The sequence below is a fragment of the Sebaldella termitidis ATCC 33386 genome, assembly GCF_000024405.1.
Classification (GTDB): Bacteria; Fusobacteriota; Fusobacteriia; order Fusobacteriales; family Leptotrichiaceae; genus Sebaldella; species Sebaldella termitidis.
In genome coordinates this window covers 3,124,743-3,138,832 of sequence record NC_013517.1, presented here as the reverse complement: position 1 = coordinate 3,138,832, position 14,090 = coordinate 3,124,743, and the positions used below count along the sequence as shown (strand labels likewise).

Here is a 14,090-nt window from a genome sequence, read left to right as displayed (position 1 = left end):
AGAATATGTATTCAGTTTTTGGAACAGTTATTTTAGCTGTGATTATAGCAATAACCCGCATTATTTTCGGGAAAAATGAAAAACTGGGAAATATAGGAACGTTTAAACTTGTACTTATGAGTATAGGAGGAGTATTTATAAGTGTGTTAATATGTGCGGTACTGGGAAACAGATTTTACGGGCTGATAATCCTGGTTACGGTATTTTTCGCAGCTTTAATTCAGATACATTATGCCAAAAGAGTGGAAAGGTATAATGAAACGGGAAAATAAAAAGATATTTTAAAATGATGTTCTAAATACTAATAAAGTGATATTATATATGGGAGAAGAGTTTTTTTCTCCCTTTTTGGATAATTAATTTTGGAGAGCGAGGAAGATAAAAATGTATAAGTTTGTCTTTTTTATACCTGAGGAATATAAGGAAAATATGAAAAAATCTTTATTTGAAGCCGGGGCAGGAAAATATGAAAATTATGATATGTGTTCCTTTGAAGTAAAAGGTACCGGACAGTTCAGACCCCTTACAGGAAGTGACCCTTTTTTGGGGAAAACAGGAGAAATGGAGACAGTGGCAGAGTACAGGATAGAAATGCTTTGCTCGGCTGAATATATTGAGAATGTAGTGGAAATACTGCTGAAAGAGCATCCTTACGAGGAACCGGCATATGAAATATATAAGGTGTATGATAAGAGGATTTTTCAGAATTGAGTTAGTGTAAATACCTGTAGAGGGAAATTAAATTTTTTGTGCGGGTATTTTATATAAAGTTGAATTTTAAGTATAAAAAAATTATGATTTTACTTAGGAGAACTAAAAATATAGGGGATGATTTTATGGTCTATTTTTTAACACATACAAGAAAAGCAGAAAAGAACTTGATAGAGAGAAAATATATCGGAATTTGTTCAACACTTGAAAAAGCAGAAGAAAAAGTGCAGGAATATGTCAAATATGAGGGGTTTGAAAGATTTCCCAATGGATTCAAAATAAAAAAATATATTATAGACGGAAAAAAAGATAATAGAGAATTTAAAAAAGTCTATCTTTTAGGGTAGCATAAAGAATATAAGGATGATACAGAAGATAACGAGATTCTAGGATTCTTTTCAACTATAAAAAAAGCTAGGGGATATCTTGCTGAATATAAAATAAAAAAGAATTTGAAACCTAGATCAAGAGGATACTATGTAGAGAAATGGTATGTTGATTTAGACTTTGGCTGGGAGGGAGGATTTATTACATTTGAAGAGTATCTGGAATCAATAAAGCGGGAAAAATAGTTAATAGATAGTTTGAATTGTAAAAATATGAAGAAAAGAATAAAAATATTCTCTCTTCATATTTTAATTTTGTATCATTTTTCAATTTTATAAATAAAAGTATCAAAATTTCATATCTATACTGAAAATTCTTTTAATTCCGCAAGAATGCCGGTCAAAAAATCTTTAAGCTCCTTATTGTCTGTAGAATCCTTTATTTTTTCAAATAATCCGGCTTTGTCATTTATGAATTTCCATGAATAGTAATAAGTATTCAAAAATGAAATGTCATCGTAGCCGGGTGGGAATTCTTCTTCCCAGTATAATTCGTCGTCATCCTCAGGAGCAGACCATAAGGAACCTTCTGAAATAAGCTCAAGAGGATCAGTAAAAATCTCTGACTTATCATAATCATTCTGGATAACATTTTTAAATGAAGTCAGAACCAGATCATAAATTTCCATCTGATCAAAGCTAAAATTCTTTTTTCCCTCCGCAAAGTCTTCTTCCAGCTGGATAAGGAGAAAGTATACTCCCCATGGAGTAACCTGCCATAATGTTTCCTGATGTTCCAGAAGATTATTTAATTCTTTGTAATTTCTGTTCTCAATAAGTCTGGGAATATCTGTTCCTCTCCCGTAAGGAGTAGTCAGCTCCTTCCATGGAATATCACTGATTTTTATCTTCTTCATAATACCACCTCATATTAAATCTTAATTTTTCAGCTTTTTATCTGCTGATCCGGAGAAAAATACTGATTCTTTCTTAATTATAGAAAGCTGTTTTTTCCAGAAAGGATCAGTTATATAATTTCAGATATAACCAAGTTTATCACAGGAAAAAAGAAATGTACAGATTAAGATATCAATATATGTTATCATGGATACATTAATGAAATATAATTTAGGTATATGAAAAAATTATTTTACAATTCAAGCTAAATAGTTTATAATTGTAAAAAATAATAGATAGAGGCGCGGAAAGCTAAGAGTAGATTTATTGAGACTGTCAGTCTGTGATATAAATCAAAAGGAGTATCCGCCGAAGCTGTGAGAAACTGACAGGTTTCACAGCTGGGCTTGTGGAAAATATCCATAAGACTGTCATTTCCGTTTATCGGTAATGTTGAGCTATCAGGTATAAATACAGTACTTTTATATAAATAGTATTTTATCTGCTGATGGCTTGTCTATCAGCATTTTTATATATGACTTGAGAGGAGTAAAATTATGAAATTATTCGGAACATCAAAAATTAACGAAAGAGGAAATCTTGAAATCGGAGGGATAGATACTGAAAAGCTTACAGAGGAATTCGGCACACCGCTTTATGTAATGGATCAAAAACTTATTGAAGATACTATTGATATAATGAAGGAAGCTTTTGTATCAGAAAGATTCAATACACAGATAGCTTATGCAGGAAAGGCATTTCTTACCACAGGAATGGTAAATCTTGTTAACAAAAAGGGTCTGGATCTTGATGTAGTATCTGCGGGAGAATTATATACAGCTGTAAAAGCGGGATTTCCCATGGAGAGAATACATATGCACGGGAATAACAAGTCTGATGAAGAATTGAATATGGCAATAGAATATGGAATAAAAGAAATAGTTATAGATAATGAAGATGAAATAGAAAAAATAGAAAGAATATGCAGAGAAAAAAATAAAAAGCAGGCGGTGCTTTTGAGAATAGATCCAGGAATTGAGGCACATACACACGAGTATATAAAAACCTCAGGTCTGACTTCAAAATTCGGGGTTTCATTATTTCAGGAGAATCTTTTTGATATAGTAAAAAGACTTGATGACAGTGAATTTATTGAATTTAAAGGATTTCATACCCATATAGGATCACAGATTTTTCAGTCAGCATTCTTTATATTTGCACTTGATGAAATATTCAAATATCTTAGCAAGCTGAAAGAAGAACTGGGAATAGCAGTAGAAACTGTAAATATGGGCGGAGGCTTCGGAGTTTATTATGCTGAGGGAGACCAGCCGCCAAAGCTTGACGAGCTTCTAAAGGAAGTAATTACATATACTGAAGCTATGGAAATTAAATACAGAATAGGATTCAAAAATCTTTATATAGAACCGGGAAGAAGTATAGTTGCAAATGCCGGTACAACATTGTATACTGTAGGAGGAATTAAAGAAACTGTGGGCGGAAAAACATATGTTTTTGTTGACGGCGGAATGGCTGATAATATAAGACCTGCTTTATATCAGGCAAAATATGAAGCCGGAATAATAAATAAGCTGAAAGATGAAGACAGAAAAGAGATAACTCTTGCAGGGAAATTCTGTGAATCGGGAGATGTATTAATAGGGAATGCAAAGCTTCAGAACGCAGAAGTAGGAGATATAATAGCTGTTCCTACGACAGGGGCATACTGCTATTCTATGTCAAGCAATTATAACAGATTTGCAAAACCGGCTCTTGTATTTGTAAAAGACGGACAGGCAAAGCTTGCAGTAAAAAGAGAAACTTTAGATGATCTGGTAAGAAACGATATTATATTTGAATTATAACAATGGAAATGGAGGAGCTTCCTTGATAATCGTACATAAATACGGCGGTAGTTCTGTAGCGACTACTGATAAAATAATAGAAATAGCCAAATATTTGGGAGAGGTAAAAGATCAGGGACATGACGTGATAGTAGTGGTTTCGGCTATGGGAAAAAGAACTGATGCATTGATAAGTCTTGCCAAGGAGATAACAAAGGATCCGGATAAAAGAGAACTGGACAGACTCATGTCCACGGGAGAACAGACTACAATTGCACTTCTTGCCATAGCATTGAAAAGCTTAGGTTATGATGCGATTTCTCTTACAGGTGTACAGGCGGGAATAAAAACATCAGGCTTTCATACCAAAAATGTCATTGATTCAGTGGATAACAATAAAATAAATGATTTGCTGAAAGAAGGAAAAATAGTAATAGTAGCAGGTTTTCAGGGAGTTAATTCACGAGGTGATGTTACTACGCTGGGAAGAGGCGGGTCTGATACGTCGGCAGTGGCTCTTGCAGCGGCTTTAGATGCCAGATGTGAAATATATACTGATGTGGACGGGATATATTCCATAGATCCGAGAGTATATAAAGAAGCAAAGAAGCTTCCTTTGATTTCATATGATGAAATGATGGAGCTGGCATATCTCGGCGCAGGAGTAATGGAGCCCAGAGCTGTGGAACTCGGAAAGAAATACGGAGTGGAAATTTATGTAGGAAAATCATTGGGAGAAAAAAACGGAACTATAATATGTGCAGAGGAGAAATGTATGGAAAAGAAGCTGATCACAGGTATTTCTATAAATGAAAATACTGCGATGGTAAACATAGAAAATATACCAACTTATGCAAAAAATGTCTATATAGTATTTAATTCAGCAGAAAAAAACGGTGTAAATATAGATATGATAAGTCAGAATGATGTAACTGCCAGTCACGGCAGCATGGCATTTACATGTCCGAAGACCGACGAAACTGCACTTGAAAGAACAATAACGGAAATAAAAGAGGCACTTCCTGACATAAAGCCGGAGATTAACAAAGATGTAGTGAAAATCTCACTGGTCGGTATAGGAATGATCAGTAATATAGGTATAGCATCAAGAGTCTTTAAGATACTTGCAGAAAACAGCATAAGCTTTCATCAGGTTTCTACTTCCGAAATAAGCATTTCTTTAATTATTAACGGAGAAGACAAAGAAAAAGTAGCGGTTCTGCTTTCAAAAGAATTTGAAATATAAAAACGGCAGAGGAGTAAAGATTATGTTAAAACTAAAATTTGAAAAATATCACGGACTGGGAAATGATTTTGTGATATTTGATGAAAAAGAGCTTGAAAAAAATAATATAAAAGATTACAGCAAACTTGCCGAAAAAGTGTGTCACAGACGATTCGGAATCGGAGGAGACGGAATACTTATACTAAAGTATGTGGATGAAGTTCCTTTCATGCTGTACTATAATTCTGACGGAAGTCAGGCCCCGATGTGCGGCAACGGAATAAGATGCTTTGCATATTACCTGAAAAATAACAGCTATGTAGCAGAAGATAAGTTTACTGTGAAAACAATACCGGGAGATATGATACTGGATACATATACAGATGAAAAAGGAACATTTTTTGCAAGGGTAAATATGGGAAAGCCTGTATTTAATGTAAAGGAACTGATAAATACGGATAAAGATAATTTTATAAATGAAAAAATAACAATAGACGGTGAAGAAATAGAGATATCGTTTATATTTATGGGAACAGACCATTCAATGATATTTTCGGATGATCTTTCAAAAACAGATATAGAGGGAACAGGAAAAAAAATAGAAAATTTTACGGAATTATTTCCTAAAAAAGTAAATGCTAATTTTGTAGAAATAAAGGACAGAAATAATATAAAGGTAACAACATGGGAAAGAGGTGCAGGACTTACACTGGCCTGTGGTACAGGAGCCACAGCTTCTGCAGTTTTGACGGCATATCTCGGGAAAACAGACAGTAAGGTGAACGTAGAAGTACCGGGCGGAATTCTTGTGATAGAATATCCGGAACACGGAAAAGAAGCTTTTATGACAGGTCCCAGCGAAAAGGTGGCAGAAGGATATTACAGCTATGAAGGCGAGTAGTATTTTATAATTTTAAACTTTATAAAAAATTCTTTGTAATCGAGGTGCTGAATATGAAAAAGATTTTATTTTATGTTTTATTTTTTCTGGTAGTGATTACCAGAGTGCCGGCTGATATGACAAGTAAGTATGATGATGTGAGCAGTCCCGAGCATGTGATGCTTTCATTCGAAAATGCGATTAATACAAAAGATTTTCAGAGAGCCTGGAACTACTGGAAACTAAAGCCCGGACCGGATTTTGAAAAATGGAAAAAGGGATACAGCGATACAAAGCATATAGATCTGTATTATAAATATAAGGATTCAGATGCCGGAGCAGGAAACAGATGGGTAACCTATAATGTAAAAATATTTTCGGAAGATACCAAAGGAAAAAAACATTTATATGAAGGATATTATACTCTGCATACGTCAGCTCCCGAGCTGTACGAAGAGGGAAAATGGCCGGGATGGAGAATTGAAAAAGGAGAGTTTAAAAAAATATATTAATTTTTATGAATAGGAGAGATGATATTATGGAATTTAAAGGTTCTTATGTAGCGTTAATAACCCCGTTTACCAAAAATGACGAGATAGATGAGGATAAAATAAGAGAATTGGTTCACTTTCACATTGAAAATGGTACGAGCGGTATAGTGCCATGTGGAACAACCGGAGAATACCCTACTTTATCATATGAGGAGCATGAAAAAGTAATAAGAGTGGTAATGGAGGAGGCAAAGGGCAAAATACAGGTAATAGCCGGTGCTGGATCGAATAATACCAAGAGAGCCATAGAGCTAACAGAATATGCAAAATCACTTGGTGCAGATGCTGCATTAAGTACATGTCCTTATTATAACAAGCCTACGCAGAGAGGAATATTCGAGCATTATAAGGCTATAGCAGATGCTACAAAATTTCCTTTAATGATATATAATGTTCCCGGAAGAACAGGGGTAAATATAGAGCCTGAAACTGTATTAAAATTAACTGACCTTGAAGAAGTGGTTGCTATAAAAGAAGCAACTGGAAGTCTTGAACAGATGATAAAGATTCAGGAGCTCTGCGGCGACAGACTGGCTATTTTGTCAGGGGAGGATCACCTGATACTGCCTATGCTGTCAATCGGGGCAAAAGGAGTAGTTTCAGTAGTGGCTAATATTCTTCCTGCTGAAATGTGCAATCTTATAAAGGCGTTTGAAGAAAAAGCATATGATAAGGCTTTTGAATTGCATTCGAAGCTTTATGATATCAGCAGAAATATGTTTATTGAGGGGAATCCTGTTACAGTAAAAGCAGCAATGAAAATACTCGGGTTAATAGATAATGACAGTGTAAGACTTCCGCTGGTTTCTCAGGAAGAAAAAAACAATCAAAAGTTAAAGGAACTTTTTTTGAAAAAAGGACTTATTAAATAATAAATGCGAAGCATAGCAAGTAAATAAATTAATTCCATATGGAGAGAAAGGACAGAAATGAAAAAATATAATGTTGCAGTGGTAGGAGCTACTGGTCTGGTAGGACAAACTTTTCTGAAAGTTTTAAAAGAAAGAAATTTTCCGATAGATAATCTTTATCTTTATGCATCAGCAAGATCTGCAGGAAAAAAAGTAGAGTTTGACGGAAAAGAATATGAAATAATAGAATTAAATGACGATAATATCAGGGATGATATTCATATAGCGCTGTTTTCGGCAGGCGGAGGAACAAGTAAAGAATACGGGCCTAAATTTGCTGCTAAAAATGCAGTGGTGGTAGATAACAGCAGTGCATGGAGAATGGATAAAAATGTACCGCTGATAGTACCAGAAGCTAATCCGGAAGCAGCAGCGGATCATTCGGGAATAATTGCCAATCCAAACTGCTCTACAATACAGGTAATTCCGGTATTAAAGGTATTAGACGAGCTTTACGGTCTTAAAAGAGTAATATACTCTACATATCAGGCAGTAGCCGGTTCAGGGCAAAAAGGAATTGATGATCTGGAAGCTAATCTAAGAGGGGAAGACTCAAAGGGGTATCCTCATAAGATAGCTTTTAACCTTATTCCGCATATTGATACTTTTTTAGATAACGGATATACAAAGGAAGAAATAAAAATGGTAGAAGAAACGAGAAAAATTCTCGGGCTTCCTGACCTGAAAGTAACAGCAACATGTGTCAGAGTACCTGTAAGAATGGGGCATGCAGTATCTGTGAATGTAGAGCTGGAAAAACCTTTTGATCTGAAAGAAGTAACAGAAGCTTTTGCTAAAAAAGAGGGTGTTATAGTAAAAGATGATGTTAAGAATAATGTTTATCCTATGCCGCTTGAAGCAGCAGGAAAAGATGAAGTATTCGTGGGAAGAATAAGAAGAGACGACTCCGTGGAAAATGGTCTGAATTTATGGGTTGTAGCAGATAATATCAGAAAAGGTGCTGCGACAAATGCAGTACAGATAGCAGAAGAACTAATAAAAAGAGAAATTGTATAAATCGATATGAAAGCTGTTGTTATAATTATCGGGTAATAAAATCAGGCATCTGATATAAAGAGAAAATATTCTTTATAAAAGATGCTTTTTTTATTTATAAAATTTTCAAAAAACAACTGATGCAGAAAAACAAAGAAAAATAAAAAATATTGTTTTAAATGACGGAAAAACCATAAACTGATATTTTGAAAATTTGTGATAATCGAAGCTATCCGGCTTAGCTTATTTTAATTTTTAATGTTAAAGTAGTATAGTAGCCTGATTACTTTATTATTCAGCTGAAAGTAAACGGGATACTAGCTTGAATTATAAAAAAAGTAGCCGGAGGTATTATTATGAAAATAGAAACAAACTATAAAAAAGAGAATTTTTATACTGAACAGGAAGTGAAAGAAATCAGGGAAAAAATGTCCGATATAAAACTGCCGAATAATCACAGAAATATGAAAATAACAGATCTGATAAAAGAATACGGTGCAGAAAAAGCAAGAAAGCTCGTAGAGGAAGAAGTGTATTTATTTAAGCATTCTTTGATAATGCTGGAATTATCAGAAGGATATAAAATGATAAACGGACATGAAAATGATATGATAGATTATACTTTCAAAAATCAAAATGAAATTATGAAAAATTCAATGTATGAATACATAGGAGTAAGTGATACTATGCTGTCGTGAAGTTTAAGCTATCATAATATCATTGGTGATTTTACACAGAATTTTTGTAATTATAATAGTTTTTATATGAAAAACAGTCTTGGGAAATAAAAAAGACTGTTTTTTTAGTGTATAAATTTATCTGTTAATGAAAAATAAATAATAAGCCAAAAAATAAATACTAAAATAAAAAATGACAGACCTGATTATTTATAATATTTTTTTCATAAAAATTGTTTACAAAAAATTAATAATAATGTATAATGTAAACTAAAAAGGTGTAAGACATGAGTGTTATAGGAGATAATATTAGAAAAAACAGATTGAAAAATAATCTTACAACCAGAGATTTAGCGCAAAAAATAGGTGTTTCACATACTGCGGTAAATAAATTTGAAAAAGGGCTGTTATCTCCTAATAAACAAATGATAAGGAAGATGGCCAGAATATTTAAGGTAAAAACGCAAAAACTTGTTTTGGATACATCTACACTGGTTGATATAAAAAATATAGAATTCAGGGAAGAAGAGAGAATAACCAAGAAAAATAAGGAGCTTATAGAATATATTGCCAAAGAGGAACTGGAAAAATATTCAAATCTGCTTGAGTATTTTCCCAAAGAAAGATTTCCGTCTTTTGATACGGCTAAATACAGGGAAGTAATATCGTCGTATGAAGATATAGAAGAAAAAGCGGCAAGTATAAGGAAAAAGCTCGGGGCCGGAGAAAAGGCCGTTTTTGGAATGACTGAACTGCTTGAAAATAACGGACTTATAATTATTTTTGCAGAATCTGTGGAGGGATTTAGTGCACAGGAAGGATATATACAGGATAAATATCTGTTTGTTACTTTGAGAAAAGAAAAAACGGAGGAAGCACAGAGATACCTTCTTGCAAGCGAGCTGGCCAGAATAGTACTGGAAATAAATGATCCTGCTTTGAATACGGAAGATGTTAATAATGAATTTGCTTCTTCTTTTTTAATGAGCAGGGAATTAATAATTAAAGATATCGGGGAAAGAAGAAAGAAAATATCCTTTTATGAATTAGAAGAGCTGAGAAAGAAATACAGGCTTCCGGAAATAGTCATAATAAAAAGACTCAGACAGCTGAAAATCATTTCAGAAGCCGAAAAAATAAGACTGTACAACTATGTAAAAGATAAGAGCGGAGAATCTGACGACGGAACAGAAATAAAACATGAAAAATCAGATAAATATAAGAAAATAGTAATTGAAGCAGTTCTTGAAAAATATATTGACTATAAAAAAGGGGCAAAATTTCTGAACATGCTTGAAAAAGATTTTCTGAGTCTTATAAACGAAAAAAAGTAAAGCTAATATAAAACGGGTATTTGGAGGTAGTATGAACAGGAAAGAGAGCTTTTACGAATATATGTATAACTATGAGTATGAGGAATATTATGAATTTGATGAAGAGATAGTCAATCCTATAGTTGAAATTATCAGAAGATATGATAATTTTCAGAAAAAAGAAGAGAAAAAATACCGGGCAATGGTGCAGTCCGAAAAATTAAAAAAACACAAATTTATTATAATGCTCGCAGTATATGCGATTTTATTTATGGGAGTGTCTATTTTTAAGATGAATGCTCTTTATGAAATAGTAGATCTGAATATAGAGCTTGGAGACCTGAATGCTAAAATATTCGAGACAGAGAAGATAGTAAACAGTCTGGAATACGGGGATAAATTAAGAGAAAGTGATGTAAGCCTGAAAAAAGTAGTGAATGAATCCAAAAAACTGGGATTCACAGAAGAGAAGAGAGTAGAATATATTCATTTTAAATAAATAAAAAAAACAGCTGACAAAGCTGTTTTTATAATGGAAGAAGATTTCTCCCGAATTTACCGTTTATTACTATTGCAGCAGCTTCGTAAAAAGCAAATGAACCGCATAGTATTCCTTCAAAACCGGCAATTTTATGAATAGCCTCACTACCTGAAAAATTAGCAGCTGCCAGTAAGAAAAATAAAACAGCAAGTGAACCGAATACTAGTTTTCCAATAGTGTTTCCTTTTAAAGTTCCAATAAATAAAGCAGTAGTAAAAATACCCCATAATCCAAGATAAAATCCCATAGATACGGTATCTGCCGCCGGAAGCTTCAAAACCGGGCCTGCCCATATAAAAACAAGGGAAAGCCAGAAAGCTCCATATGAAGTAAATGCCACGGCACCAAAAGTATTGCCTTTTTTCCATTCCATAGAACCGGCAATTAACTGTGCAGCTCCTCCGTAAAAAATTCCCATCCCCATAATCATAACACTTAAAGGGTAAAATCCTGCATTGTGAATATTAAGCAGTATAGTAGTCATAGCAAAGCCGAACAGTCCCAGCGGGGCAGGATTTGCAGTCTGATCTTTAATAATTCTTTCCATTTATGCTCCTTTTAAAAAAATAAAATCCTTAAGCAGTTTAGCATATAAAAAGTGTATTGTAAACAAAAGAATTCCGGAAAATATGAAGAAATTAAAAGATCATACAATTTTTGAGCAAATAATATATTTGCGGTAATTAAGGAGAATAAACCAAGTATATATGATATGAAAGTTTTTTATCTAATAAATATATGCAGAAAATGATTGACAAATTTTTGAAATATGATAAACTAAAAATATAAGTTTTTATATACAAATAATCTGAAAAATTGGAGTGATCACTATGGCTGGAAAAAATACTATACCATTATATGATGAACTGGTAAAAAGTCCGGAGTTTTCCGATTTGGATTATGAAGAAGAAAAAGATTTCAGACTGGGCAGAAAAGACCGTCTGGGTGCAGAGGATTTTGAAATGCAGGAGCATATATCATTTCAGAATATACTTGCAGAAAACTATAATAGGGATTATAAAATGCGTTCTTACTTTAATGACGGAACACCGCTTTATGATGAAGTAGTAAAAAGTCCGGAATTTTCTGAACTGGAATATGAAGATGAGAAATTAAACGAGTTAAATCCAAGAAGAGTGGAGCTCGGTGCAGAACCTGAAAATACACAGGAAAAAATTTTACTTGATGAATAGAGAAAGCTGCCTGTCCGGGCAGTTTTTCTTTTAAAAAATATAAATATAATATTATGTTTGATTTTGGTCAAAAATAACAGACATTTTACCATTTTGAAAAACAGTTAATGCCGGACTGCATACGGACTGAAGGTAATACAGCTGATACTTAAACAGGCAGCAGTCTCGAATAAGGCATTTACAGCAGGCTGATATAAAAAGTGAATTTTCAATTCCAGTAAAAATAAATAGTTGACTAATACATCAGTATTTTATATAATATATTAAATTAGTATACATATTATGTAATACATTAAAAGCTAAAATATTATTTTTGAATAAAAAATAAATAGTTAATGGGGAGAATGTTATGAAAAAAAGAAAAAAACTGATAATTTTTTTACTACTCGCCATAAATTCTTTAGTTTCAGCTACTACTAACATATCGGGTAAGTTGAAAACCACGTACAGCAGATTATATAAAAATATATTTAAGAATTCAAAACCAGATAATACAGGCAGTGAAAACCTGAAAATTCTTGACGAAACGCTTGTAAACAGAAATATTGAATTAAGAGAAATATATATTCAAAACAGCCGGAAAAGGCCAGAGTACTTGGAATGGTTAATGTTCTCGGGGAATTTTCCCAACGGGGATATAAACGACATGCTGAGACAAAGTTCTGACGAGTCGGTTCGTATCGATTATAATGCTAAAAATGATGAATATAAAGAAAATATTTTATCTGTTTTGGCAGCGAACGTACAAAGAAGATGGGATAGAAAAAGTTTTAATGATAATTTTGTACAGATAATAGAAAAAAGCCTTGAAAGAGATGATAAGGATTCGTATCTTGAATTAATAGAGAGTACGCAGACTGCTGATTTATCTGACGGGTCAGGTTTAGTATCGGCAAAAGCTTATATAAAAGGCAGCACACTGCCTAAAAAAGAGAAGGATATTACAGATGAAAATAATTCTTATAATAAACCTTTAAGTATTTATGTAAGTGACGCAGCAGCTGAGTTTAACAATGAAGCTCTGAAGTTTTCAGATATAACTGATACGGAAAAGGACGGCTACAGCTGGTTTAATAACGGTGAAGTGAAAGTTCAGCCGGTGTATGCAGATAACATGATTTTTCACAGCACTGTGGGAGAAAAGATACATCCTGATACAAATTATATTTTAGAACATCACAATGATTATATTGGTTATGGTATAAATTATGAAAACAAAAATGAAATAAAATCAGATAATAAAGTGATAGAAAATGTAATAAACTTTATCAATGATACACCGCAGATATCTGTCGGAGAATATGAGAAATTCACATTTGATACAGAGTCACTGTCAGATGAAATGGGATACAGAGATGATAAAAAGGGAAGCAGTATACAGCTGAATGAAGCACTGGCATCATTTGACGCAGCAGGAAATCTGGTAATATCACTGCATGGCTCAGGCACAGAGTTTTTTGAGCCGTTTATTATGGAAAACAAGCTTCTGAATAAAGAAAAAGATTTTCTGAGTATTTCTGAAGAAGCGGCATCTGCACAGAATGCAAAAATAAAAAATGAAAAAGCAGAAGAATATGAAGTATTAAATAGTCACATACTTTTTGAAGATACTGAAAATTCTTCAAAAGTAATCGAAAATTCCATGAATCTTCTGGGAGAACTGAAAGATGATTCTGATAAGATAAGCATATCTGATACTTTAGATATGTCACTTAATTATTATACATTATCAGGAATTATTGATAATAAGCCGAAACATATTTACAGTTACTTAAATTACGGAGTAGGAAATACATTAAATCTGGACGAGATAATTCCAAAAGCACGGTATGAGATGTATATGGTAAATGACTGGGATTTGAGAAATGACCTTATAGAGAGATTAAACAGAAGTCAGATGCTTTCATCAGGTAATACGGGAAATGCCGACAGAAAAGAATACCGCAGTTCCTGGAAGCCTAAAGCAGCACTTGATTTTACTTATAATTTTAATTCATAATACATGAATCTGCCCTGAAATATCGG

16 protein-coding genes and 1 riboswitch are annotated in these 14,090 nt (G+C 33.3%); of the genes, 14 read left to right on the top strand and 2 right to left on the bottom strand.

Translation table 11 applies throughout. The features are described from left to right. Positions 1 to 5: 5 nt before the first annotated feature. The 3 genes from STERM_RS14745 (at position 6) to STERM_RS14735 (ending at position 1,058) form a co-directional block, all read left to right on the top strand. Positions 6 to 272, top strand: a complete 267-nt coding sequence (locus STERM_RS14745; protein WP_012862420.1) for a hypothetical protein — start codon at positions 6 to 8, stop codon at positions 270 to 272. Between the two features lie 112 nt (positions 273 to 384). After that, positions 385 to 711 carry a YqfO family protein gene (locus STERM_RS14740; protein WP_012862419.1) on the top strand — a complete coding sequence of 109 codons (327 nt, stop codon included), beginning with the start codon at positions 385 to 387 and terminating at the stop codon, positions 709 to 711. 59 nt (positions 712 to 770) lie between these two features. Next, positions 771 to 1,058, top strand: a complete 288-nt coding sequence (locus STERM_RS14735; protein ID WP_147289488.1) for a hypothetical protein — start codon at positions 771 to 773, stop codon at positions 1,056 to 1,058. A gap of 341 nt (positions 1,059 to 1,399) precedes the next feature. Here the strand turns inward: STERM_RS14735 and STERM_RS14730 are convergent, their stop codons facing one another. Continuing rightward, on the bottom strand, positions 1,400 to 1,954 hold the full coding sequence (locus STERM_RS14730; RefSeq protein ID WP_012862417.1) for a hypothetical protein: 555 nt from the start codon (positions 1,952 to 1,954) through the stop codon (positions 1,400 to 1,402). 269 nt (positions 1,955 to 2,223) lie between these two features. Further along, positions 2,224 to 2,403: riboswitch (Lysine riboswitch) on the top strand. 88 nt (positions 2,404 to 2,491) lie between these two features. Between STERM_RS14730 and lysA the strand changes: the two genes are divergently transcribed. From lysA to STERM_RS14685, 9 genes are all read left to right on the top strand, one after another. Continuing rightward, entirely contained in the window at positions 2,492 to 3,799 is a 1,308-nt protein-coding gene (gene lysA / locus STERM_RS14725; protein ID WP_012862416.1) for a diaminopimelate decarboxylase, read from the top strand. Between the two features lie 22 nt (positions 3,800 to 3,821). Further along, a complete protein-coding gene (locus tag STERM_RS14720) occupies positions 3,822 to 5,024 on the top strand; it encodes an aspartate kinase (RefSeq protein WP_012862415.1) in 1,203 nt (400 codons plus the stop codon). A gap of 22 nt (positions 5,025 to 5,046) precedes the next feature. Next, entirely contained in the window at positions 5,047 to 5,904 is an 858-nt protein-coding gene (gene dapF, locus STERM_RS14715; protein ID WP_012862414.1) for a diaminopimelate epimerase, read from the top strand. A 53-nt stretch (positions 5,905 to 5,957) separates the two neighbouring features. Continuing rightward, positions 5,958 to 6,395, top strand: a complete 438-nt coding sequence (locus STERM_RS14710; RefSeq protein WP_012862413.1) for a hypothetical protein — start codon at positions 5,958 to 5,960, stop codon at positions 6,393 to 6,395. A 26-nt stretch (positions 6,396 to 6,421) separates the two neighbouring features. Then, positions 6,422 to 7,306 (top strand): 4-hydroxy-tetrahydrodipicolinate synthase, encoded by an 885-nt coding sequence (gene dapA / locus STERM_RS14705; RefSeq protein ID WP_012862412.1) that lies wholly within the window; start codon positions 6,422 to 6,424, stop codon positions 7,304 to 7,306. A 57-nt stretch (positions 7,307 to 7,363) separates the two neighbouring features. Further along, a complete protein-coding gene (locus STERM_RS14700) occupies positions 7,364 to 8,362 on the top strand; it encodes an aspartate-semialdehyde dehydrogenase (protein WP_012862411.1) in 999 nt (332 codons plus the stop codon). A gap of 335 nt (positions 8,363 to 8,697) precedes the next feature. Further along, on the top strand, positions 8,698 to 9,039 hold the full coding sequence (locus STERM_RS14695; RefSeq protein ID WP_012862410.1) for a hypothetical protein: 342 nt from the start codon (positions 8,698 to 8,700) through the stop codon (positions 9,037 to 9,039). Between the two features lie 266 nt (positions 9,040 to 9,305). Beyond that, the gene (locus STERM_RS14690; RefSeq protein WP_012862409.1) at positions 9,306 to 10,352 is read left to right on the top strand and encodes a helix-turn-helix domain-containing protein; all 1,047 of its coding nucleotides are present in this window, start codon (positions 9,306 to 9,308) and stop codon (positions 10,350 to 10,352) included. 31 nt (positions 10,353 to 10,383) lie between these two features. Next, a complete protein-coding gene (locus STERM_RS14685; protein WP_012862408.1) occupies positions 10,384 to 10,830 on the top strand; it encodes a hypothetical protein in 447 nt (148 codons plus the stop codon). 28 nt (positions 10,831 to 10,858) lie between these two features. Here STERM_RS14685 and STERM_RS14680 read toward each other — a convergent pair whose 3' ends face one another. After that, on the bottom strand, positions 10,859 to 11,419 hold the full coding sequence (locus tag STERM_RS14680) for an acetate uptake transporter (protein WP_012862407.1): 561 nt from the start codon (positions 11,417 to 11,419) through the stop codon (positions 10,859 to 10,861). A gap of 283 nt (positions 11,420 to 11,702) precedes the next feature. Here STERM_RS14680 and STERM_RS14675 point away from each other — a divergent pair, with 283 nt between their 5' ends. After that, positions 11,703 to 12,065: a hypothetical protein gene (locus tag STERM_RS14675; protein ID WP_012862406.1), complete on the top strand. Its 363-nt coding sequence runs from the start codon at positions 11,703 to 11,705 to the stop codon at positions 12,063 to 12,065. 349 nt (positions 12,066 to 12,414) lie between these two features. Next, the gene (locus STERM_RS14670; RefSeq protein WP_012862405.1) at positions 12,415 to 14,064 is read left to right on the top strand and encodes a hypothetical protein; all 1,650 of its coding nucleotides are present in this window, start codon (positions 12,415 to 12,417) and stop codon (positions 14,062 to 14,064) included. The last annotated feature ends 26 nt before the right edge of the window (positions 14,065 to 14,090 follow it).

Bases quoted from the DNA above. Each gene is read 5' to 3' on its own strand.
- STERM_RS14745 (WP_012862420.1), top strand. From the start codon at position 6: ATGTATTCAGTTTTTGGAACAGTTATTTTAGCTGTGATTATAGCAATA.
- STERM_RS14740 (WP_012862419.1), top strand. From the start codon at position 385: ATGTATAAGTTTGTCTTTTTTATACCTGAGGAATATAAGGAAAATATG.
- STERM_RS14730 (WP_012862417.1), bottom strand. From the start codon at position 1,954: ATGAAGAAGATAAAAATCAGTGATATTCCATGGAAGGAGCTGACTACT.
- lysA (WP_012862416.1), top strand. From the start codon at position 2,492: ATGAAATTATTCGGAACATCAAAAATTAACGAAAGAGGAAATCTTGAA.
- dapF (WP_012862414.1), top strand. From the start codon at position 5,047: ATGTTAAAACTAAAATTTGAAAAATATCACGGACTGGGAAATGATTTT.
- STERM_RS14710 (WP_012862413.1), top strand. From the start codon at position 5,958: ATGAAAAAGATTTTATTTTATGTTTTATTTTTTCTGGTAGTGATTACC.
- dapA (WP_012862412.1), top strand. From the start codon at position 6,422: ATGGAATTTAAAGGTTCTTATGTAGCGTTAATAACCCCGTTTACCAAA.
- STERM_RS14700 (WP_012862411.1), top strand. From the start codon at position 7,364: ATGAAAAAATATAATGTTGCAGTGGTAGGAGCTACTGGTCTGGTAGGA.
- STERM_RS14695 (WP_012862410.1), top strand. From the start codon at position 8,698: ATGAAAATAGAAACAAACTATAAAAAAGAGAATTTTTATACTGAACAG.
- STERM_RS14690 (WP_012862409.1), top strand. From the start codon at position 9,306: ATGAGTGTTATAGGAGATAATATTAGAAAAAACAGATTGAAAAATAAT.
- STERM_RS14685 (WP_012862408.1), top strand. From the start codon at position 10,384: ATGAACAGGAAAGAGAGCTTTTACGAATATATGTATAACTATGAGTAT.
- STERM_RS14680 (WP_012862407.1), bottom strand. From the start codon at position 11,419: ATGGAAAGAATTATTAAAGATCAGACTGCAAATCCTGCCCCGCTGGGA.
- STERM_RS14675 (WP_012862406.1), top strand. From the start codon at position 11,703: ATGGCTGGAAAAAATACTATACCATTATATGATGAACTGGTAAAAAGT.
- STERM_RS14670 (WP_012862405.1), top strand. From the start codon at position 12,415: ATGAAAAAAAGAAAAAAACTGATAATTTTTTTACTACTCGCCATAAAT.